Source organism: Serratia sp. EWG9 (genome assembly GCF_019913725.1).
In the GTDB taxonomy this organism is placed as follows: domain Bacteria; phylum Pseudomonadota; class Gammaproteobacteria; order Enterobacterales; family Enterobacteriaceae; genus Serratia; species Serratia ureilytica.
Map to the genome: position 1 here is coordinate 692440 of NZ_JADNRO010000001.1, position 20862 is coordinate 713301.

Below are 20862 nucleotides of genomic sequence, written 5' to 3' on the forward strand. Positions count from 1 at the left end.
AAAGGCAAGCGCCATGAGGGAGATAATAGCAGGATCGCCGGTTTTGGCCCTATTGCGGCGATTTGGTCTCGGATTTGCTGTTAATCAGCCAGACGCCGAACAGAATAAACAGCGTGCCCAACGTTTTCAGCAGCGTAGCGGATTCGTTAAACCACGGCAGGATCACCGCCGCCAGGTAAACCAGCGCATAGCTGACGCTCAGCAGAGGATAAGCGCGGTTTAACGGCAGATGGCGCAGCGCAAAGAACCAACACAGCATCGACAGCGCATAGCCAAAGATGCCGCCGCCCACCGCCAGCAGCGGTAGCCAGTAGTCGCCGATCAGCGTCAGCGAGACGTCGGCGAACGACATCAGCGGGATCTGAACCATGCCCCACTTCATCAGCAACTGCGCCAGCGTCACCAGCAGTACGCTGGCGGCGCCCCAGGCATAGCCCTTCATGAATGCACGCTCATCAGCAGGATCCCCAGCATAATCGACGCCACGCCACACCAATGGCGCGCGGTCGTCGGCTCGTGAAACAGCCAGCGCGCGGCCAGCGTCACCATCACGAAGTTAAGGCTGAGCATCGGGTAAGCCAGGCTGAGCGGCAGGCGTTGCAGCACATTGAGCCACACCGCCATGCCCAGCCCCAGCAACAGCACCGCCAGCGCCAGCCAACGCAGCGTCTGCTTGAGCCGCGCCTCGTCCGCCCGTTCCCAGCAGTGCGCCGCCTGCTTCTGGCACAGCTGCCCACCACAGGTGAGCAGACTGACCACTATCACCAACAGAAAACCGATCATGGTTGCTGTTTATACCACATCAGCACCAGACGGTTCATGCGATCCACCTTATCTGCGGCAGGCAGTTCCTGCGGCAGCGCTTCGCCGCGGGAGAGCTGCAACACCAGCGACACATTCCCCTGCTTGCGCGCCTGCGCCAGCCACTGCGGGAAATCGGCATCGCTGATCAGGTGCCCTTTGGCGTCCGGATACTCCAGACCATAGGCCACCTCGCCTTTCTGGCTGTACATCAGCACGTCGCTGCGCTTGAGTTCCCAGGCCAGGCCGGCCGCCACCCCGACGCTGTCGGTCAGCACGTAACGGCTGTCGCCCAGTTCGGCCATCGTGGCGCGGGCGAAGTTCTGCGGCAGTTTGGAATCGGTCACCTGCTGCGGAATCGCGTAACCGATCACCAGGCACAGCAGCACCGGGCAAGCGGCCGCCCAACGCCATTGGCGGCCGTTATCGCGCGCGGAGACCAGCGCGAACAGCAGCCAACCGCCGAACGCGATCAGGCCGAGCACCACTTTCGGCCACTCCTGCGGAGTAAACAGATGCGCTTTCGGCAGCAAACCGGAGCTCAACACCACCAGCGCCACGATGCCAATCAGCCCGAACAGGCCGTTCAGCCAGGCGTTGGCCTTAAACAGCCTTGCGCGCAGCGTGGCGGCATAGTCTTCCGCGTAGGCGGTCATCAGCAGCGCCAGCGGCGCCATGCAAGGCAGAATATAGGTCGGCAGCTTGCCTTTGGCGATGCTGAAGAAGATCAGCGGCATCATCGCCCAGCTCAGCAGGAAGAACAGCTCCGGGCGCTGCACGCGTTCGCGCCAACCTTTGAGCAGCGCGCCGGGCAGCAGCGCCAGCCACGGCAACACCGCCGCCAGCAGGATCGGCAGGTAATACCAGAATGGCGCCTTGTGCTGGGCGTTATCTTCGGCGAAGCGCTGAATGTGTTCGACCCAGAAGAAGTAATTCCAGAAATCGGGCTCACGTTGCGCGATCGCCAGCGCCCACGGCAGGCTGAGCAATGTGGCGGTCACGATCGCCACCGGGCCGTAGCACAGCAGATCCTTGATGCGACGTTGCTGAATGACAATCGGGATCACCGCGATCACCGGCACCGCCAGCGCCAGGAAGCCCTTGGTCATAAAGCCCATGCCGCAGGCCAAGCCCAGCAAGGCGTAGGCACCCAGCTTGCCTTTGACCGAGGTGGCTTTCAGCGTCAGGTAATAGCTGACCATCGCCGCCGCCAGCCACAGCGAAATCATCGGATCCAGCACGCTGTAGGTGCCGATGCTGAACACCAGCACCATCGACAGAAACATCAGCATCGCCAGGCTGGCGCGGCGCGCATTGCGCCACATCAGCATCGCCAGCGCGAACACCAGCAGCGCGGTCATGCCGGTGCTGAACACCGAGCCGAACCGCACCGCAAAGTTGTTTTCTCCGAACAGCCACTGGCTGATGTTATTGAACCAGTATCCCGCTACCGGCTTCTCGAAATAGCGCAGCCCCAGCAGGTGCGGCACCACCCAATCGCCGCGTTGCAGCATTTCACGGCTGATCTCGGCATAACGCGTTTCATCCGGCTGCCACAGCAGGCGACCGTTAAGCGGGATCAGATAGACCAGAGCAAAAAAAACGGCCAGCAGAATGGCCCAGGATCCTTTTAGCGCCTTCATGTAACGTCCTTCACATCGGTTTGACAGCCCAGCCAACCTTCGCGGCCGGGGAAAGGAGCGCGCTTGATGCGGCCCAACGGCAGTGACGCCAAATCTTGCGGTAACAGCGCGCTCAGCGGGCAGAATTCGATGCCCAGCTGCCGTGCGCGTTGCAATAACTGTTCGAACATCGCCGCTTGCGACATGCCTTCCACTTCGGTGTGAATGGTGTACACCGGTACGCCGCGATCGTTCTCGATGGCGCGCAGAATGTAGTCGTTAAAGTCGGCCATGCTGACTTCGCTGCCGATCACTTCGTCGAAGGTCGGCAACGTCACCGGGATCTGCACCGTACCGTGACGCCCGTCGCTCAGCACCGGACGGAACGGATGGGTGCCGCGGCAATCGCTGTTGTAATGGAAGCCGAAGCGCTGCTTGACCTCCAGCACGCGCGTGTCGGCACGCCACCCTGCTACGGCGGAGCATTTCACCGGCTGGCCGGTGCTGGCGCTCAGGGCATCGACGCCCCGCTGCACCTGTTCGGTCAGCTGCGCCTCGCTCCATTTGCCGACGTTGGCCTGCCATCCCTGGTGATCCCAGGCGTGCAGCCCGACTTCATGGCCGGCTTCGGCGGTGCGCTTCATCAGCGGCCCCAGCGCGCGTGAAATGTTGCGCCCCGGCCACGCGGTGCCGGCCAGCAGAATATCCAGACCGTACAGCGAAGCGGCGTTCGAGCGCAGCATTTTCCACAGAAATTTCGGACGCAAAAGGCGCCAAAGATGGCGCCCCATGTTGTCCGGTCCCACGCTGAAGAAGAAGCTGGCCTGAATGTCGTACTTTTCGAACAGGTCCAGCAACTGCGGCACCCCTTCACGGGTGCCGCTGAAGGTATCTACATCAACCCGCAGACCGACTTTCTTCATGCATCGTTCCCTTCCTGAACGGTAGTGCGCAGGAAGTAGTCCAGCGTATCGGCGACGGTTTGCTTCATCTCGATGGTCGGCTGCCAGCCCAGCAGGCGGCGCGCGTTCTTGATGCTCGGCGTGCGGTGCTCGACGTCCTGGTAACCTTTACCGTAGTAGCTGCTGCTCTCCACGTCCTTGAAGCCGGCAAACGGCGGGAAGCGGTCGCGCAGCGGGTGGTTGTTGAAGCTTTCCAGCAGCATTTCCGCCAGCTCGCGAATGCTCGCTTCGTTGGTCGGGTTACCGATGTTGACGATCTGACCGTCGCACAGGCCGTCGCGGTTCTCAATGATGCGGAACAGCGCTTCAATGCCGTCGTTGATGTCGGTGAAGCAACGCTTCTGTGCGCCGCCGTCCATCAGTTTGATCGGCGAACCTTCTACCAGGTTGAGGATCAGCTGGGTGATGGCGCGGGAAGAACCGATGCGCGCGGCGTCCAGGTTATCCAGACGCGGCCCCATCCAGTTGAACGGACGGAACAGCGTGAACTTCAGGCCTTCTTTGGCGCCGTAAGCCCAGATCACCCGATCCAGCAGCTGTTTGGAGACCGAGTAGATCCAGCGTTGTTTGTTGATTGGCCCGACGATCAGACGCGAATGGTCTTCATCGAACTCTTTGTCGTCGCACATGCCGTACACTTCTGAGGTGGACGGGAAGATGATGCGCTTGTTGTATTTCACGCAGTCGCGAACGATCTTCAGGTTCTCTTCGAAGTCCAGCTCGAACACACGCAGCGGGTTACGGGTGTATTCGATCGGCGTCGCGATCGCCACCAGCGGCAGCACCACGTCGCATTTCTTGATGTGATACTCGATCCACTCGGAGTGGATGCTGATGTCGCCTTCCACGAAGTGGAAGCGCGGGTTGTCGAGGAAGCGGCTGATGGCGTCAGAGCCGATATCCAGACCGTAGATGTCGTAACGATCGTCGCGCAGCAGACGCTCGGTCAGGTGGTTGCCGATGAAACCGTTGACCCCGAGGATCAGCACGCGGGTGCGGCGTTTCATCACGGCGTTCGGCTTGGCGGCCAGACGCACATCGGTGACGATGCCCATTTCCTGCGCCAGGCGGCTGCCCTGCACGTACAGGCCACTTTCGTTCTGCCCGGCGACGATTTCCAGCGCGCCTTCGCCACAGGCGATGACCAGCGGGGCGGTGCTCAGCACGGTGCCCGGTTGTTTATCGTGTTGGGTATCCAGCACGCGGGAACGCCAGACGATCAGCTTGCGCTGGCCGAGGTAGCTGAATGCCCCCGGGTACGGTTCGGTGACGGCGCGGACCAGGTTGTTGATCTCTTTGGCGGATTTGTGCCACAAGATCTCACCGTCCGCCGCGGTGCGGCGCCCGAAGTAGCTGGCCTGAGACTCATCCTGCTTGGTGAAGGTGGCGGTGCCGTTCTTCAGCTTTGGCAGCTGCTCTTTCAACACGGCCTGTGCGGCTTCCAGCACTTTTTTGTGCAGCGTCAGCGCAGTGTCGTTGTCGGCGATAGCCACTTTCTGCTGGCCCACGATGTCGCCGGCGTCAGGGCGTTTCACCATTTTGTGCAGGGTGGCGCCGGTTTCGGTTTCGCCATTCACCAACGCCCAGTTCACCGGCGCGCGACCACGGTAGCGCGGCAGCAGCGAACCATGCAGGTTGAAACCGCCCAACGGGGCCAGCGACAAGATCTCGTCGCTCAGCATGTGACGGTAGTAGAACGAGAAGATCACGTCCGGCTGCAGTTCGCGAATGCGATCAACCCACAGCGGGTGGTTCACGTCTTCCGGCGCATAGACCGGCAGATCCAATTCGGCGCCCAAACGGGCCACGGAGGAGAAGAAGTTGTTCTCACCTGGGTCGTCGGTGTGCGTGAACACAGCCTGCACGTCATAACCCGCCTCAGTCAGCGCTTTCAGACCTGCGCAGCCAATATCATGGTAAGCAAATACAATAGCTTTCATCATTCTTCTTCCTGAGTATTGTGGTCTTGCTGTACGCCGACCACTTTCTGAACAAAATAGCGAGGACGTGCGCGCACGTCGGTATAGATGCGGCCGATGTATTCACCCAGTAGCCCCATGCCGACAAACTGGGCGCCGATAAAGGTGAACAGGACGGCGAAAAGCGTGAACACGCCGCCGGCGGCCCATTCAGGACCGAGCAGCAGACGCAGCGCGATCAGCACCAGCGCCAACACGAACCCGGACAGCGCCACGATACTGCCGACCACGCTGAGCAAACGCAGCGGCGTAGTGGTCAGACAGGTGATCAGGTCATACATCAGGTTGATCAGCTTCATCAGGCTGTATTTGGAGTCGCCGAACTCGCGCTCGGCGTGACGCACGTCGATCTCGGTCGTGCGACGGGCGAAGGTATTCGCCAGGATCGGGATGAAGGTGCTGCGCTCATGACAGTGCAGCATCGCCTCAACGATATGACGACGATAGGCGCGCAGCATGCAGCCGTAGTCCCCCATCGATTTGCCGGTGGCGCGTTGAATCATCATGTTGATTACGCGCGAAGCGCTTTTGCGGAACCAGGAGTCCTGACGGTTGGCGCGCACGGTGCCCACCACGTCATAGCCCTCTTCCGCCACGCTGACCAGCCGAGGGATTTCCTCCGGCGGGTTCTGCAGATCGGCGTCAAGGGTAATCACCAGATCGCCGGTCACCTGATTGAAACCGGCCATGATCGCCGAATGTTGGCCATAGTTGCGGTTAAGCAGGACGGCAATCACGTGACTGTCCGGCTTTTCGGCCGCCGCGGTCAGCATGTCAGCGGAGTTGTCGCTGCTGCCATCGTCGACGAGAATGATTTCATAAGGTTGGGATAACTGCTTACAGGCGGCGGTAGTGCGCTCCAGCAACGCAGGCAGGCTTTCCTGCTCGTTGTATACCGGGATGACTATCGACACTTTTTTGATCGGTTCAACGCGAGACACGTAAAGACTCCACAACAGAAGACAAGGCATTGACCACGCGATCCACATCGGCGTCGGTCATATCAGGGAATAGCGGTAAGGTGCACAGCCGCGCCGAGTTCCATTCGGTATTCGGCAACGACAGCTGCGGATAGCGCTCACGGTAGAATTTCTGGGTGTGCGCCGCACGGAAATGCAGCCCGGTGCCGATGCCAACCTCTTTCAGGCGCTCCATCAGCTGGTCGCGATCAAGGCCGCAGCGCTCGGGATCGACGCGCACCATAAACAGGTGCCAGGCGTGGTCATGCGGATAATCCGGCACGCCCAACGGCTGGAACGGCGAGCCTTCCAGCGCGCTCAGGTAGCGCTGCGCCAGCGCCTTGCGGCGCGCGTTCAGCTCAGCGAAGCGCGAAAGTTGCACCACGGCGATCGCCGCGTGAATGTCGGACAGGTTGTATTTGTACCCCGGCTCCACCACTTCGGCCTGCGGTTTGCGGCCCAGCTGCTGGCGATCGAAGGCATCGACGGCCAGGCCGTGGAACTTCAGGCAACGCAGGCGATCCGCCAGCGCATCGTCGTCGGTGGCGATCAGGCCGCCTTCGGCGCAGGTCACGTTCTTAATCGCGTGGAACGAGAAAATCGCCGTGCCGCGCGCGCCGACCCATTCGCCGTTGTAACGCGTGCCGACCGCATGGGCGGCGTCTTCGATTAACGGCAGACCATGGCGTTCGGCCACGGCGCGCAAAGCGTCCATCTGCAGGGGGGCGCCGGCATAATGCACCGGAACAATCGCTTTGGTTTTCGGGGTGATGGCAGCCTCAACGTCGGCGGCGCTGACCATCAAGGTCTCACGGTCAACGTCGATCATCACCGGCGTAGCGCCCAGCAGTTCGATCATGTTGAGGGTGGAAACCCAGGTTTGGGAAGGGGTGATGACTTCATCGCCGGGCCCCACGCCCAGCGCCATCAAAGTGATGTGCATGCCCGCTGTGGCGGAACTCACGGCGATGGCGTGCTTACAGCCGAAGGTGGAACAGAAGTCGCTTTCCAGTTGCTGATTTTGCGGGCCGGTGGTGATCCAACCGGAACGCAACACTTTCTCTACCGCGGCGATTTCTTCATCGCCGATGGCTGGACGAGAGAAAGGTAAAAATTGATCCATAGTTAACCCCAAACGTATCGAACTGCTTTTGATGACACTGTAAATCCCTTTCGTTTAACGAATATTAAACGCCAGAGAAGAATCGTTTCCGTGGATTAACTGCCAATGTAAGGCCGCAAGCTTAACTAAACCTTAAGACGAGACTTGTCATCAGTGGGAGAACTGATAGGAAGGTGCCGTCATCATTAATTTAATTTTATTATGTAAATCAATTTCTTATATTTTTTTAATAATTACTTACGTATTTTATTTTTGCCGAATCAAGCGTAGCACGTCATCGACGTTTTTCAAGAAAATCGATAAGAAAATGAGAGACCGCACAATATTCGCCGATCCTTACCCCGCTATTTATATTCACTGTGTTTAGTTTCCGTTTACGTTGCGCCCCGCCGACTGGGTTAATTAAGCCGTGCGGGTCATGATCCAACGCTGCTCCCCTACCCATTGCAGTTGAAAATCCACTTCATAAATCTGCGACAGCATCGCGGGCGCCATCACCTCACGCGTGACGCCCTGCGCCACCAGCCGGCCGGCATGCAGCAACCAAACCCGATCGGCCTGCTGCAGGGTGTGATTCAGATCGTGCGCGCATACCAGCGCGCTGCGCCCGCTCTGGCAGAATTCGCGCAGCAGGCGATCCAGCGCGACTTTCTGCGCCACATCCAGGCTGTTGGTCGGCTCATCCAGCAACAACAGGCGGCTGTGCGGATTGACGCTGGGCCACACCTGCAGCAAGACCGCCGCCAGCCGCACCCGTTGCCATTCGCCTCCAGAAAGCTGCGTCAGCATGCGTGACAGCTTATCCACCAGCTTCAACCGCCGGCACAGATAGAGGATGGCGTGCTCCACATCGGTTTGCGTCGCCGCCGCAGGCCGGTGCAGCGCCAAATACTGAAACACCGGCATCAGCGACACCGGCGGCTGTTGCTGGCTGAGGTAACCACGCCGGGATGCCAGTTCGCTCCCCGGATAATCTGAGAGCGCGCGTCCGTCCAGACGAACCTCGCCCAGCCCCGGCAGCATGCCGGCCACCCGCGCCAGCAGAGTGCTCTTCCCGGCGCCGTTTGGGCCGATCAGGTGAACCTGCAACCCGCCGTCAATCTGTGCCGAAAAAGGCGCCAGGCGCCCCGCCACCCCAACCTCAACGAGTTGCAGCATTCGTCTTACCCTGCCAGCGCTTGTTTCACCGCCGCCACCAGCGCCGGATCTTCCGGCGTGGTGTCAGGCGAGAAGCGCTGGATCACCGTGCCGTCGCGCGCGATGAGGAATTTCTCGAAGTTCCACAAAATATCGCCGGCGTGCTTCGGCGCACGCCCTTTGCTGGTCATCCGCGCCAGGAACTCGCTGCCCTGCGGCGCGACAGCAGCCGGCTGCGCGGCAATCAGCGCCTGATACAGTGGATGACGGTGTTCGCCGTTCACCTCAATCTTGGCGAACATCGGGAATTGCACGCCGAAAGTGCCACGGCAAAACGCCAGGATCTCTTCGTTGCTGCCCGGCTCCTGCCCCAGGAATTCATTGGACGGGAACCCCAGCACTTCCAGCCCCCGATCGCGATAGGTTTCGTACAGCGCTTCCAGCCCTTCATATTGCTTCGTCAGGCCGCACTCCGAGGCCACGTTGACCACCAGCAGCACCTTGCCCTGATAGGCCCCCAGCGTGGTAGCCTGATTTGCGATGGTCTGTAACGGCAGGTTATAAATTGGATTGCTCATCGGTTGTCATCCTGTAGTTTTTTAATGGCAGGTGAATGAAGAAAACTACCTTACGCCTTTTGCCCGGGTCAGTAACCAGATAAATAGCGGCGCTCCCAGCGTAGCGGTCACCACGCCGATCGGCAGTTCGGCCGCCAGCAGCGCAACGCGGGCGATCACATCGGCCACCAGCAACACGCCGGCCCCCGCCAGCGCGCAGGCCGGCAACAGATAGCGTTGGTCGGTCAGGCCGGTGAGCCGCAAAATATGCGGGATCACCAGCCCGACGAAGCCGATCACCCCGGCGAGCGCCACGCTGACGCCCACCAGCCAGCCGATCGCCAGCACCAGCAGGTTGCGCCACAGATGCAGCGACAGCCCGAGCTGCCGCGCCTGCACCTCGCCCAGCGCCATCAGGTTAAGCGCTCGCCCCTGGCCGCACAGCCACAGCAGCACCGGCAGCAGCGCCAACACCAGCCACTTTTGGCGCCAGTCGACGCCGCCGAAGCCCCCCATCATCCAGTACATCAACTGCCGCAGATCGAGACTGGTGCTGAAATAGACCGCCCAGGTCATCAGCGCGCTGCACACGATGCCCAGCGCCACTCCCACCAGCAACAGCCGCGCATTGGTCAGGCGGCGCCGGCGAGCGAAGCCCAGCAGCAAGAACGTCATCGCCAGCGCGCCTGCTATCGCGGCGGCGCTCATCAGCGCTACCGGCAGCAGACCGTGGCCCAGCAGCACCGTCAGCACCAGCGCGACGCCGGCGCCGTTCGCCACCCCCAGCAGGCCAGGTTCCGCCAACGGGTTTTCAAACAGCGCCTGCATCACCGCCCCGGCTACCGCCAGGGCTGCGCCGACCAACATCACCGCCAGCGCACGCGGCAATCGCAGTTGCCAGACGAACAGCTGCGCCCGATCGCTGAACCATTCTGACGGCCATATCCATCGATCGCCGGCGCAAAGGCTAAACAGCAATGCCAGCACCACGCCCAGTGCCAACAGAATGACCTGGCGTTTATCGCGGTAACGTTGATGTTGCAACAGTAAGGTGAAGGTACGGCTGGTTGGCATGGCGCGGCGATTCCCTGCCGGCCGCTGTCGTGGCCGGATAATTGACGTCTGAGTCAAATATTAGGGGGTTAACGCCGCAAGGGGAAGCCTTGCGTAAGCGATGGCACAGGAAAGCAGCGGCTGGCCCTGCCCGTCATCGCCAGGATGATGGCAAAACCAGCCGCCGATAAACTCAGGGGTTAACGATGCTGACCGGGGTTGCCCTGCGGATAGGGCCGGCCGCGGCCGTCATCGCGCCGGTCATGGTCGCCGCGATCGTCATGGCGGCCATCATGATCACGATTATCGCGATCGCCGTGGAAAGGATTGCCGCTGCGCGCCGGCTCGCGATGCTCATAGCCGCGCGGCGGCGAAGGCTGCCAGCGCCCGCCGTCCCAGTACAGGCCGCGCGCATTGCGCTCCCCCAAACCGCGGCCCTGGTGTGCATGCCACCATTGCGGGGGACGCCAGTCGTAGCCATCCCAGTAGTAGCCGCGGCGGTCCTGATCCCCCAAATGCAGGGAAACGCCCGGCACGTTGATATCGACGGAGACATCGGCCTGTGCCGCCAGCGGCAGCAACAGCGGAAAACACACCAGCAACAGGATCTTTTTCATTTTGCCTTCTCACTCTATTTTTCTTGCTGCAGTGGTTATATCAGTGCGCTTATTTAGCGACTATCTCACCGGTGCCTATTTTCAGATCGTTTTCGACGGCCTTACACAATCCCGACACTGTTTGCCGACGTCTTTAATTATTATTGCCTCTGCCAAGGCTTAACGAATAACTGACATCGCTTAAGCGGCGCGACAATGATAATTAAACGGATCCCCACCGGAGGATAATAAGATGATTAAACGACTCGGTATGCTGCTGGCCGTGGTCGCCCTGGCCTCAACCCTTAGCGCCTGTTGCTGGGGCCCTCACGGAGGCGGCGGCCACCGTGGCGATGGCCCTGGCCATTATTACGGCCGTTATTGAAGTGAGAAATAAAAGCCACGCATTACATGAAATAAGATATAAGAATATTCCGCAATTAAGGGCAATGATTTTCGCCGTGCCGACTTAACGGCTCAATGGAGTCATGTCTTATCGATTAGGAATAAACTGAATTTTGTCCCAGAAAAGAAAAAGGCCGCGCAAGCGGCCTTTTTTGATGTCACGTCACTCACCCTTTCGGGCTGGCGTTTTCTACCCGGCTTTTCAGCTTCTGCCCCGGACGGAAGGTCACCACGCGGCGCGCCGTAATCGGAATGTCTTCGCCGGTCTTCGGGTTACGCCCCGGACGTTGGTTCTTGTCACGCAGATCAAAGTTGCCAAAACCCGACAGTTTTACCTGTTCGCCATTCTCAAGGGCCCGACGGACCTCTTCAAAGAACAGTTCCACCAGGTCTTTGGCGTCCCGTTTGCTAAGCCCAAGCTTCTCAAACAGGTGTTCTGACATTTCAGCTTTAGTAAGCGCCATAGGTTCAATCCCTCAAGGATGCTTGGAATCGCTGTTTTAGAGCCTCTACGCATTTTGCAACGGTAGCGGCTATCTCCTCTTCTTCCAGTGTACGAGCGGTATCCTGCAATACCAGACTGATAGCCAGGCTCTTGTCACCTTCTGCCACGCCCTTGCCACGGTACACGTCAAACAAGTTTACGCCAACTACCTGATTTGCGCCAACTTTCTTACACTCGGCCAAAATATCTTCTGCGGGGACGTTTTCAGCCACCACAATGGCGATATCACGGCGGTTTGCCGGGAAGCGCGAAATCTCCCGCGCCTGAGGCACGGCGCGGCTCGCAAGCTTGTTCCACTCCAGTTCAAACACCACGGTGCGGCCGTTAAGATCCAGTTTACGTTCAAGTTCCGGGTGAACCACACCGATGAAACCAACGCGTTCGCCGTGCAAATAAATCGCCGCACTTTGCCCTGGATGCAGGGCCGGATTGGCTTCCGCCCGGAACTGAATTTCGGATAATTTACCGGTCAGCTCGAGGACAGACTCCAGATCCCCTTTTAAATCATAGAAGTCGACGGGCTTGCGCGCCAGATCCCAATGTTCATCGTGCGTATGGCCGGCGATCACGCCCGCCAGCATGACGTCCTGACGGATACCCAGATCTGCCGCACTATCAGGCACAAAGCGCAGGCCGCTTTCGAACAGGCGCAGGCGCGTCTGCTGACGGTTCTGGTTATACACCACCGCAGACAGCAGGCCGGTCCACAGCGACAGACGCATCGCCGACATTTCGACCGAAATCGGGCTTGGTAGGATCAGCGCTTCTTCATTCGGGTGCAGCAGCGCCTGCACTTTCGGATCGACGAAGCTGTAGGTGATCGCTTCCTGATAACCGTGATCGACCAGCATGGTCTTCACGCGCTTGAGCGTCAGATCGGCTTCGCGATGCTGGGTCATCACCAAATCGGCGCGCACCGGTACATCCGGAATGTTGTCGTAGCCGTAAACGCGCGCCACTTCTTCCACCAGATCCTCTTCGATCTCCATATCGAAACGCCAGCTCGGCGCGACCGCTTGCCAGCTGTCGCCCTGTTCGGTCACCTGGCAACCCAGGCGGCGCAGAATGTCGCTGACCTGCTCGCTCGGCACCACGTGGCCGATCAGGCGATCCAGCTTCTCGCGGCGCAGCGTGATGGTGGCGCGCTTCGGCAGTTCATTCTCGTGAGTCACGTCGATAATCGGGCCGGCCTGGCCGCCGCAGATGTCGAGCAGCAGGCGCGTGGCGCGCTCCATGGCTTTGTACTGCAGCGCCGGATCGACGCCGCGCTCATAGCGGTGAGAAGCATCGGTGTGCAGGCCGTGACGGCGCGCGCGGCCGGTGATCGACAGCGGGCTGAAGAAAGCGCACTCCAACAGCACGTCCTGGGTTTCGCCGTTGACGCCGGAATGCTCGCCGCCGAAGATGCCGCCCATCGCCAATGCTTTTTGATGATCGGCGATCACTAAGGTGTCGGCGTTCAGTTTGGCTTCGTTGCCGTCCAGCAGCGTCAAGGTTTCCCCTTCTTCCGCCATGCGTACCACGATGCCGCCGTCGATGCGGCTCAGATCGAAAGCGTGCATCGGCTGGCCAAGTTCCAACAGCACATAGTTGGTGACGTCGACGACGGCATCGATAGAACGGATACCGCAACGACGCAGTTTTTCACGCATCCACAGCGGGCTTGGCGCCTTCACGTTGATGCCTTTGACCACGCGGCCCAGATAACGCGGGCACGCCTGCGGCGCATCAACGCGGATCGGCAGCGTGGCGTCAATCGTCGCGGGCACCGGGCTCATGTCCGGCTCGGTCAGCGCAACCTGGTTCAGTACGCCCACGTCACGCGCGACGCCGATGATGCCCAGGCAGTCGGCGCGGTTCGGGGTGACGCTGATCTCGATAGTGTTGTCGTTCAGTTTCAGATAGTCACGGATGTCGGTGCCGATCGGCGCATCCAGCGGCAGTTCGATAATGCCGTCATGATCGTCAGAAATGCCCAGTTCGGAGAACGAACACAGCATGCCTTCCGAAGGTTCGCCGCGCAGTTTGGCGGCCTTGATTTTGAAATCGCCCGGCAGCACCGCGCCTACGGTGGCGACCGCCACTTTCAGGCCGGTGCGGCAGTTCGGCGCGCCGCAGACGATGTCGAGCAAGCGATCGCCGCCCACGTTAACTTTAGTGACGCGCAGTTTATCGGCGTTCGGGTGCTGACCGCACTCGACAACCTCACCCACCACGACGCCGTTAAACGCGCCGGCAACCGGATCCACGCCGTCCACTTCCAAACCGGCCATGGTGATTTGATCGGATAATGCTTCGCTGCTGATGGCCGGGTTTACCCACTCGCGCAACCAGAGTTCACTGAATTTCATGTGATATTCCCGCCTTACTTAAACTGTTTGAGGAAACGCAGATCGTTTTCGAAGAATGCGCGCAGGTCAGTGACGCCGTAACGCAGCATCGTCAGGCGCTCCATGCCCATACCGAAGGCGAAGCCGGAGTAAACTTCCGGATCGATGCCCACGTTGCGCAGCACGTTCGGATGCACCATGCCGCAGCCCAGCACTTCCAGCCATTTACCGTTTTTACCCATCACGTCAACTTCGGCGGACGGCTCGGTGAACGGGAAGTAGGACGGACGGAAACGAACCTGCAGGTCTTCTTCAAAGAAGTTATTCAGGAAATCGTGCAGCGTGCCCTTCAGGTTGGTGAAACTGATGTCTTTATCAACGATCAGCCCTTCCATCTGGTGGAACATCGGGGTGTGAGTCTGATCGTAGTCGTTACGATAAACGCGGCCCGGCGCAATGATGCGGATCGGCGGCTGCTGGTTCTTCATGGTGCGGATCTGCACGCCGGAGGTCTGAGTGCGCAGCAGGCGCGTGGCGTCGAACCAGAAAGTATCGTGGTCGGCGCGCGCCGGGTGATGCCCTGGAATGTTCAGCGCGTCGAAGTTATGGTAATCGTCTTCAATCTCCGGGCCGGTAGCGACGGAGAAGCCCAGCTCGCCGAAGAAGGTTTCGATGCGGTCGATGGTACGGGTCACCGGGTGCAGGCCGCCGTTTTCCATGCGACGGCCCGGCAGGGAGACGTCGATGGTTTCAGCCGCCAGGCGCGCGTTCAGCGCGGCGCTTTCCAGCGCGTTCTTGCGCGCGTTCAGGGCGTCTTGCACCTCTTGCTTGGCCTGGTTGATCACCGCGCCGGCCGCCGGGCGGTCTTCCGCCGGTACGTCGCGCAGAGACTGCATCTGCAAGGTGAAATGACCTTTCTTGCCAAAATATTCGACGCGCACCAAATCTAACGCGGCAACATCCTGGGCATCTTCTACGGCTGCCTTGGCATTGGCAACCAGCTCTGCGAGATGTGGCATTGCTTTCCTCTTCCTCTGGCCGGGATGGCCCTAAGTAATTGTTATCTATTATTCGAACACGCCTTTGAGCAATCTTCAAAGACTTTTCAATGCGTTGCCGGCCAGGCGGCTCGCCTGCGCGGCGCAGGGCCGGCTGAGTACCCGCCGTTCTGACCGCAACGCTTTGCAAGGCGGGACGATGGCCAAAAACAAAAAAGCCTCCACGAGGGAGGCTTAGGCGCTACTTTTCGTTTCTTTTCTTACGCGCAAAGCCTCCTGAAATCAGGCGCTAAAGTAAAAAAAGAAACGAAAAATAGCTGCGTGCATAATTGCGGTACCTTGTCGATGATTGTCCACCAGTGATATAGCGGCGGGCAATGAAAGTCAATATTTGTCGCTGAAAACAAAGATTAAAAGAGGGAGCAAGCTCCCTCTTCTACTGACTTACGCCAGAGCTGCTTTCGCTTTCTCAACCAGTGCGCCGAAGGCCACTTTGTCGAAGACTGCGATGTCAGCCAGGATCTTACGGTCAATTTCGATCGAGGCTTTTTTCAGGCCGTTGATGAACTTGCTGTAAGACAGACCGTTCTGACGAGCAGCTGCGTTGATACGTGCAATCCACAGCTGACGGAACTGACGCTTACGTTGACGACGGTCACGGTAAGCATACTGACCTGCTTTGATTACTGCCTGGAAGGCAACACGATATACGCGCGAACGGGCACCGTAGTAGCCTTTCGCCTGCTTCATGATTTTCTTGTGACGTGCGCGTGCAATTACACCACGTTTTACGCGAGCCATATGCTCTCTCCTAAAGTCTTATTCTAAATTCAAAAAAAATGGCTTATGCGTACGGCAGGCACGCGGTAACCAGGACCAGATCGTTTTTAGACACCATGCCTTTCGGACGCAGGTGACGTTTACGCTTGGTTGCTTTTTTGGTCAGAATATGACGCAGGTTGGCATGTTTACGCTTAAAACCACCGCTGCCGGTTTTTTTGAAGCGCTTGGCTGCACCACGTACAGTTTTAATCTTTGGCATTTTAATTAAATCCACTTCGCATTGTTAAACAACGAATCAGTTGGGCGAATAAAACCCACACAGCGCAAGCGCGCGCGGGTTCCATTACTTGTAAGCCTTACTGTTTCTTCTTAGGAGCGAGCACCATAATCATCTGGCGGCCTTCGATCTTCGTAGGGAAGGACTCGACCACTGCCAGATCCATATCTTCACACAGGTCTTTACGGACGCGGTTAAGCACTTCCATGCCGATCTGCTGGTGCGCCATCTCACGCCCGCGGAAACGCAGGGTGATTTTGGCTTTATCGCCATCTTCCAGAAAGCGAATCAGGTTGCGTAGTTTGACCTGATAGTCGCCATCATCGGTGCCAGGACGGAATTTGATTTCCTTAACCTGGATAACTTTTTGCTTCTTCTTCTGTTCTTTCGTCGACTTGCTCTTCTCGTAGAGGAATTTGCCGTAATCCATGATTCGGCAAACTGGCGGTTCGGCATTTGGGCTGATTTCTACTAAATCAACGCCCGCTTCCTCAGCTTTTTCAAGAGCTTCATTCAGACTGACAATACCAATCTGCTCGCCATCGACGCCGGTTAGGCGAACTTCTTGCGCGCGAATTTCTCTGTTAATGCGATTAGGACGCGCCGGTTGAACTCGTTTTCCGCCTTTAATACTTTATTCCTCCAGTTGATGAAGACTACGGCTGCGAATCTCTTTCAGCAGCTTGTCTACGACTTCGTTTACGTCCAGGCTTCCCAAGTCTTTGCCACGGCGGGTACGAACGGCAACTTTGCCTGCTTCGACCTCTTTGTCACCGCACACCAACATGTAAGGGACTCGACGTAAAGTATGTTCGCGAATTTTAAAGCCAATCTTCTCATTTCTCAAGTCCGCTTTCACGCGAATACCTGCATCCTGCAGTTTTTTGGTCAATTGCTGGACGTAATCAGACTGGCTGTCGGTGATATTCATCACCACCACCTGCACCGGAGCGATCCAGGTCGGGTAGAACCCGGCATATTCTTCGGTAAGGATACCGATGAAGCGTTCCATGGAGCCCAAAATGGCGCGGTGAATCATTACCGGCACGACGCGATCGTTGTTTTCGCCAACGTACGATGCGCCCAAACGGCCCGGCAAGAAGAAATCGAGCTGCACGGTACCACATTGCCATGCGCGATCCAAACAATCATGCAGGGTAAATTCAATTTTCGGTCCGTAGAAGGCGCCCTCGCCCGGCTGGTACTCGAACGGAATGCCGTTCTCGGTCAGCGCGGCGGCCAGGTCTTCTTCCGCACGGGTCCACATGTCGTCGGTGCCGATGCGTTTTTCCGGGCGCGTGGACAGCTTGACGGCGATCTTGTCGAAGCCGAAAGTGCCGTACACGTCATAGACCATGCGAATGCATTCGTTCACTTCGGCGCGCACCTGCTCTTCGGTACAGAAGATGTGGGCGTCATCCTGCGTGAAGCCGCGCACGCGCATCAGGCCGTGCAGGGAACCCGAAGGCTCGTTGCGGTGGCAGCTGCCGAATTCGCCCATGCGCAGCGGCAAATCGCGGTACGACTTCAGGCCCTGGTTGAAGATCTGCACGTGACCCGGGCAGTTCATCGGCTTGATGCAGTATTCGCGATTTTCCGACGCGGTGGTGAACATGGCGTCTTTGTAGTTTTCCCAGTGGCCGGTTTTTTCCCACAGCACGCGGTCCATCATGAACGGACCTTTCACTTCCTGGTACTGGTACTCTTTGAGCTTCATGCGCACGAAGGCTTCCAGCTCGCGGAAGATAGTCCAACCGTCGTTGTGCCAGAACACCATGCCCGGCGCTTCTTCCTGCATATGATACAGGTCGAGCTGTTTGCCGATCTTGCGGTGATCGCGCTTGGCCGCTTCTTCCAGGCGTTGCAGGTAGGCGTTCAGCTGCTTCTTGTCTGCCCAGGCGGTACCGTAGATACGCTGCAGCATTTTGTTTTTGCTGTCGCCGCGCCAGTAAGCGCCGGAGGTTTTCTGCAGTTTGAAATGGTGGCAGAAACGCATGTTCGGCACGTGCGGACCGCGGCACATGTCGACGTATTCTTCGTGGTGATACAGGCCCGGACGATCGTCATGGCTGATGTTCTCATCCAGGATCGCCACTTTATAGATTTCGCCGCGCTCAGCGAAGGTGTCGCGGGCTTCTTGCCAGCTGACCTTCTTCTTGATGACGTCGTAATCCTTATCGGCCAACTCGTGCATCCGCTTTTCCAGCAGATCCAAGTCTTCCTGCGTCAGGGTGCGGTCGATATCCACGTCATAATAGAAACCGTTGTCGATCACCGGACCGATCGCCATTTTGGTATCCGGCCACAGCTGCTTGATCGCATGACCCAGCAGGTGCGCGCAGGAGTGGCGCATGATTTCCAGACCGTCTTCGTCTTTGATGGTGATGATGGCCAGCTGCGCATCTGATTCGATCAGATCGCCGGCGTCGACCAGCTCGCCGTTGACACGGCCGGCGATACAGGCTTTCGCCAGGCCAGGGCCGATATCGCGCGCGACATCCATCGGGGAAACGGGGTGGTCGAAATGACGCTGACTTCCGTCAGGAAGGGTAATAACAGGCATTAATAATTCCTTATCTACAGTGGTGACCCACACGACAGATCACATGCAGTACGAAAATTGGATTTTGGGTTTGGTCAGCCAGGTTTCAGATCTCGCCCACAATTGCCAGATTGAAACCTCACTGGGTATACAGAATGGAACGCATACCTTCTCAGCCGCATTCGGCTAAGCGAATAGTATCACTAAAATTGTTCCGGATAAATAAAGCGCCGCCGCCCTCACACTTTCGCTCTATCCGGCGCAAACACGCCTTTCAGGTAGCTAAGGGTGGCCAGCAGGCACAGGCCGTAGCCCAGCAGTTCGCATCCCTCTTCCACCATGTTTTTCACCACCCGGTTGTAACCGTCCAGCATCAGCGTTTGCCACAGCGCGCTCATGCCGAACAGGCGTGAAAACACCAGGATGCACAGCAGGCCGGCGCACATCATGCCGTAGCCGGGGTGCGACACGATATAGACCAGGCCGCGCGCCGTAGCCGCAATATGCCTTGCGGCATGCCACAGACAGGCCAAGGCGACCGCCAGCGCGAACCACACCCAGGCGCCGTGCCACAACGCATCGAAAGCGAAGTCCATCTCGCGGATCAGCATGCAGAGAAAGAAGCCGCCAACCAGCAGCCAGGCGGAACGACGCTCGGCCTGTCGCCGAGCCGCGGCGAAGAAACCGCCGGAGATGGCGAGCAGCAACAGCTCCTGCGCCGCTTCGGTCAACGAGGTTTCATGCACGAAGTTATGCAGCCAGTGCACATCGATAAACACCAGGCCGACCAATGCCGCCATGAAGGCGGCGGAAAGCGCGAATGCGCCGATTTTCCCCAGTAAAATATGCAGTTCTTGTTTCATAATCACACTCATTATTATTTACAGCGCATCTATGGTATCCACCTGTTCTCAGGGATCGTGGCAATTGATGCCTAATGCCCTGCGCCGCGCGAAAGGTGGTCGTTAATTACGCCGAAACAATAAAAAACCCCGGCACCTGGGCCGGGGTAAGGCCAGTCTTTCCTGGCAGTCACTTCATCGTCGTCAGTATTCCAGGCTCTCATCCCTATATCATCGAGACGCGCAAAGGAGCCTGAAGATTACGCCTGCGCAGGTGATACCGCGATACGGTGGACATTGGTGTTAACGCCCCACAAGCCGGCCAACGCACTGACCACTGCGCCAATCAACAGCGCAAAGAACGACCACAATGCGGCCCGCGACAATTCGTCCGCAGCAGCGGCAGCCTGTTCGCGCGCCTTCTGTTTCAGCTCCACATACTCCTGTTTTGCCTGATTGATTTTTGCTTCGGCGTCATCCAAACGCTGATTAACCAGCTGCGCAGTTTTATTTTTGGCTTCGACCAAATTCTTCACCGTCTGGTCCACTTCCTGCGGCGTCATATCGGTATTTTCCGCCAAGGCCTTTTTCAGGGCGTCTTGATCCACATCTTGCGAGATGGCCTCACCCTGTTTTTTAAGCTTGGCGACCAGTTGATTAATAATGGCGTCGCTATTGTCAGGCTGAAGTGCCAGAGCTTTTACTGCATCCGCCAAATCAGTTTTGGCCGCATTCAACTGCTGTTGCATGAATTCAGGCTGCAATGACGGGATACCGCTTTTTTTAAGCGCCGTAACCACATCGCCTTGCAGCTGTTCAGGTTCCAAGGTTGTGTCAATGCCCAACTTGTCAAACACTTTACCGCCGGCGTCCGCCAATCCGGATGCCCCTTTGCCAATCGCTGAACCGGCGCCGGAGAGCAAGCTGCCGGAGGTCGAAGCGATAGCGCCCAGCGCATTGCCGGTCGCCTTCACGGCAGACCCGACCAGCATCCCCCCCAGCACCGCCGCCACAATCAGTGAGGTCGCCCATACCAGGAAGCCATGAATAAGTCCGTCATTAGCAGCCAAACGCCCGGCAATAAAAGCGCCGGCGGCCAAACTAATAATGATTGAAACAGCGGACCAAATCACTACGGTGGTACCGGCGCCGTTTATCGGATCGTCTGATGTCGGATCCACGATGGAGAATCCAAGACTGGTGCCTAACGTCGACAGCAACAGTGAAACAGCCAATACGGTGATCACGCCGCCGATGACGCTGCCCCAGGAGATTTTTTTCGCCGCTACCCATTCTTTTGCCACTTCCATAGTAAAACTCCTTTTAAGTTTTCGATTATAAAGAAATGCCAGAAAGCCTTACCATTATAGACTCGCTTCATCAATCAGGCG

21 protein-coding genes and 1 other annotated feature are annotated in these 20862 nt (G+C 58.2%); all 21 genes read right to left on the bottom strand.

The window, feature by feature from the left end; genetic code table 11:
* Positions 1-49 precede the first annotated feature (49 nt).
* The 21 genes from arnF to ITX55_RS03335 all read right to left on the bottom strand — a co-directional run bounded on the left by arnF (position 50) and on the right by ITX55_RS03335 (position 20781).
* Positions 50-442, bottom strand: coding sequence for a 4-amino-4-deoxy-L-arabinose-phosphoundecaprenol flippase subunit ArnF (arnF, locus tag ITX55_RS03235; protein ID WP_033642888.1), 393 nt, complete (start codon positions 440-442; stop codon positions 50-52).
* Positions 439-783 carry a 4-amino-4-deoxy-L-arabinose-phosphoundecaprenol flippase subunit ArnE gene (arnE, locus tag ITX55_RS03240; RefSeq protein WP_033642887.1) on the bottom strand — a complete coding sequence of 115 codons (345 nt, stop codon included), beginning with the start codon at positions 781-783 and terminating at the stop codon, positions 439-441. Before arnE ends, arnF begins: the two co-directional genes overlap by 4 nt.
* Entirely contained in the window at positions 780-2444 is a 1665-nt protein-coding gene (gene arnT, locus ITX55_RS03245) for a lipid IV(A) 4-amino-4-deoxy-L-arabinosyltransferase (protein ID WP_033652452.1), read from the bottom strand. Before arnT ends, arnE begins: the two co-directional genes overlap by 4 nt.
* Positions 2441-3346: a 4-deoxy-4-formamido-L-arabinose-phosphoundecaprenol deformylase gene (gene arnD / locus ITX55_RS03250; RefSeq protein ID WP_223084806.1), complete on the bottom strand. Its 906-nt coding sequence runs from the start codon at positions 3344-3346 to the stop codon at positions 2441-2443. Before arnD ends, arnT begins: the two co-directional genes overlap by 4 nt.
* Positions 3343-5325: a bifunctional UDP-4-amino-4-deoxy-L-arabinose formyltransferase/UDP-glucuronic acid oxidase ArnA gene (gene arnA / locus ITX55_RS03255; RefSeq protein ID WP_033644264.1), complete on the bottom strand. Its 1983-nt coding sequence runs from the start codon at positions 5323-5325 to the stop codon at positions 3343-3345. The genes arnD and arnA overlap by 4 nt, the downstream gene beginning before the upstream one ends.
* Positions 5325-6305, bottom strand: coding sequence for an undecaprenyl-phosphate 4-deoxy-4-formamido-L-arabinose transferase (gene arnC / locus ITX55_RS03260; RefSeq protein WP_033642884.1), 981 nt, complete (start codon positions 6303-6305; stop codon positions 5325-5327). Before arnC ends, arnA begins: the two co-directional genes overlap by 1 nt.
* On the bottom strand, positions 6292-7446 hold the full coding sequence (arnB, locus tag ITX55_RS03265) for a UDP-4-amino-4-deoxy-L-arabinose aminotransferase (protein ID WP_047026209.1): 1155 nt from the start codon (positions 7444-7446) through the stop codon (positions 6292-6294). Before arnB ends, arnC begins: the two co-directional genes overlap by 14 nt.
* 402 nt (positions 7447-7848) lie before the next feature.
* The gene (gene btuD, locus ITX55_RS03270; RefSeq protein WP_089191669.1) at positions 7849-8604 is read right to left on the bottom strand and encodes a vitamin B12 ABC transporter ATP-binding protein BtuD; all 756 of its coding nucleotides are present in this window, start codon (positions 8602-8604) and stop codon (positions 7849-7851) included.
* A 5-nt stretch (positions 8605-8609) separates the two neighbouring features.
* Positions 8610-9161 carry a glutathione peroxidase gene (locus tag ITX55_RS03275; protein ID WP_072627708.1) on the bottom strand — a complete coding sequence of 184 codons (552 nt, stop codon included), beginning with the start codon at positions 9159-9161 and terminating at the stop codon, positions 8610-8612.
* 45 nt (positions 9162-9206) lie between these two features.
* Positions 9207-10214: a vitamin B12 ABC transporter permease BtuC gene (gene btuC / locus ITX55_RS03280; protein ID WP_033652456.1), complete on the bottom strand. Its 1008-nt coding sequence runs from the start codon at positions 10212-10214 to the stop codon at positions 9207-9209.
* 179 nt (positions 10215-10393) lie between these two features.
* Positions 10394-10810 carry a DUF2502 domain-containing protein gene (locus tag ITX55_RS03285; RefSeq protein WP_047026211.1) on the bottom strand — a complete coding sequence of 139 codons (417 nt, stop codon included), beginning with the start codon at positions 10808-10810 and terminating at the stop codon, positions 10394-10396.
* 551 nt (positions 10811-11361) lie between these two features.
* Positions 11362-11658 carry an integration host factor subunit alpha gene (ihfA, locus tag ITX55_RS03290; RefSeq protein WP_004931414.1) on the bottom strand — a complete coding sequence of 99 codons (297 nt, stop codon included), beginning with the start codon at positions 11656-11658 and terminating at the stop codon, positions 11362-11364.
* A 4-nt stretch (positions 11659-11662) separates the two neighbouring features.
* Entirely contained in the window at positions 11663-14050 is a 2388-nt protein-coding gene (pheT, locus tag ITX55_RS03295) for a phenylalanine--tRNA ligase subunit beta (RefSeq protein WP_033642878.1), read from the bottom strand.
* 14 nt (positions 14051-14064) lie between these two features.
* Positions 14065-15048 carry a phenylalanine--tRNA ligase subunit alpha gene (gene pheS, locus ITX55_RS03300; RefSeq protein WP_004931416.1) on the bottom strand — a complete coding sequence of 328 codons (984 nt, stop codon included), beginning with the start codon at positions 15046-15048 and terminating at the stop codon, positions 14065-14067.
* 187 nt (positions 15049-15235) lie between these two features.
* Positions 15236-15358 (bottom strand) — a sequence feature (Phe leader region).
* The gene (pheM, locus tag ITX55_RS03305) at positions 15310-15354 is read right to left on the bottom strand and encodes a pheST operon leader peptide PheM (protein ID WP_121626058.1); all 45 of its coding nucleotides are present in this window, start codon (positions 15352-15354) and stop codon (positions 15310-15312) included. It overlaps the preceding feature by 45 nt.
* Positions 15359-15471: 113 nt before the next feature.
* Entirely contained in the window at positions 15472-15828 is a 357-nt protein-coding gene (gene rplT, locus ITX55_RS03310; protein WP_004931417.1) for a 50S ribosomal protein L20, read from the bottom strand.
* Positions 15829-15871: 43 nt separating this feature from the next.
* Positions 15872-16069 (bottom strand): 50S ribosomal protein L35, encoded by a 198-nt coding sequence (rpmI, locus tag ITX55_RS03315; RefSeq protein ID WP_004931418.1) that lies wholly within the window; start codon positions 16067-16069, stop codon positions 15872-15874.
* Positions 16070-16166: 97 nt separating this feature from the next.
* On the bottom strand, positions 16167-16718 hold the full coding sequence (infC, locus tag ITX55_RS03320) for a translation initiation factor IF-3 (RefSeq protein WP_048233542.1): 552 nt from the start codon (positions 16716-16718) through the stop codon (positions 16167-16169).
* Between the two features lie 3 nt (positions 16719-16721).
* Positions 16722-18650 carry a threonine--tRNA ligase gene (thrS, locus tag ITX55_RS03325; RefSeq protein WP_025159696.1) on the bottom strand — a complete coding sequence of 643 codons (1929 nt, stop codon included), beginning with the start codon at positions 18648-18650 and terminating at the stop codon, positions 16722-16724.
* A gap of 218 nt (positions 18651-18868) precedes the next feature.
* The gene (locus ITX55_RS03330) at positions 18869-19492 is read right to left on the bottom strand and encodes a hypothetical protein (RefSeq protein ID WP_047026212.1); all 624 of its coding nucleotides are present in this window, start codon (positions 19490-19492) and stop codon (positions 18869-18871) included.
* 239 nt (positions 19493-19731) lie between these two features.
* On the bottom strand, positions 19732-20781 hold the full coding sequence (locus ITX55_RS03335; RefSeq protein WP_108680603.1) for a YrzE family protein: 1050 nt from the start codon (positions 20779-20781) through the stop codon (positions 19732-19734).
* Between the last annotated feature and the right edge of the window lie 81 nt (positions 20782-20862).

What these genes read in the sequence shown, in the direction of transcription:
- arnF (WP_033642888.1), bottom strand. Translation starts at nt 442, where the DNA reads ATGAAGGGCTATGCCTGGGGCGCCGCCAGCGTACTGCTGGTGACGCTG.
- arnE (WP_033642887.1), bottom strand. Translation starts at nt 783, where the DNA reads ATGATCGGTTTTCTGTTGGTGATAGTGGTCAGTCTGCTCACCTGTGGT.
- arnT (WP_033652452.1), bottom strand. Translation starts at nt 2,444, where the DNA reads ATGAAGGCGCTAAAAGGATCCTGGGCCATTCTGCTGGCCGTTTTTTTT.
- arnD (WP_223084806.1), bottom strand. Translation starts at nt 3,346, where the DNA reads ATGAAGAAAGTCGGTCTGCGGGTTGATGTAGATACCTTCAGCGGCACC.
- arnA (WP_033644264.1), bottom strand. Translation starts at nt 5,325, where the DNA reads ATGAAAGCTATTGTATTTGCTTACCATGATATTGGCTGCGCAGGTCTG.
- arnB (WP_047026209.1), bottom strand. Translation starts at nt 7,446, where the DNA reads ATGGATCAATTTTTACCTTTCTCTCGTCCAGCCATCGGCGATGAAGAA.
- btuD (WP_089191669.1), bottom strand. Translation starts at nt 8,604, where the DNA reads ATGCTGCAACTCGTTGAGGTTGGGGTGGCGGGGCGCCTGGCGCCTTTT.
- ITX55_RS03275 (WP_072627708.1), bottom strand. Translation starts at nt 9,161, where the DNA reads ATGAGCAATCCAATTTATAACCTGCCGTTACAGACCATCGCAAATCAG.
- btuC (WP_033652456.1), bottom strand. Translation starts at nt 10,214, where the DNA reads ATGCCAACCAGCCGTACCTTCACCTTACTGTTGCAACATCAACGTTAC.
- ITX55_RS03285 (WP_047026211.1), bottom strand. Translation starts at nt 10,810, where the DNA reads ATGAAAAAGATCCTGTTGCTGGTGTGTTTTCCGCTGTTGCTGCCGCTG.
- ihfA (WP_004931414.1), bottom strand. Translation starts at nt 11,658, where the DNA reads ATGGCGCTTACTAAAGCTGAAATGTCAGAACACCTGTTTGAGAAGCTT.
- pheT (WP_033642878.1), bottom strand. Translation starts at nt 14,050, where the DNA reads ATGAAATTCAGTGAACTCTGGTTGCGCGAGTGGGTAAACCCGGCCATC.
- pheS (WP_004931416.1), bottom strand. Translation starts at nt 15,048, where the DNA reads ATGCCACATCTCGCAGAGCTGGTTGCCAATGCCAAGGCAGCCGTAGAA.
- rplT (WP_004931417.1), bottom strand. Translation starts at nt 15,828, where the DNA reads ATGGCTCGCGTAAAACGTGGTGTAATTGCACGCGCACGTCACAAGAAA.
- rpmI (WP_004931418.1), bottom strand. Translation starts at nt 16,069, where the DNA reads ATGCCAAAGATTAAAACTGTACGTGGTGCAGCCAAGCGCTTCAAAAAA.
- thrS (WP_025159696.1), bottom strand. Translation starts at nt 18,650, where the DNA reads ATGCCTGTTATTACCCTTCCTGACGGAAGTCAGCGTCATTTCGACCAC.
- ITX55_RS03330 (WP_047026212.1), bottom strand. Translation starts at nt 19,492, where the DNA reads ATGAAACAAGAACTGCATATTTTACTGGGGAAAATCGGCGCATTCGCG.
- ITX55_RS03335 (WP_108680603.1), bottom strand. Translation starts at nt 20,781, where the DNA reads ATGGAAGTGGCAAAAGAATGGGTAGCGGCGAAAAAAATCTCCTGGGGC.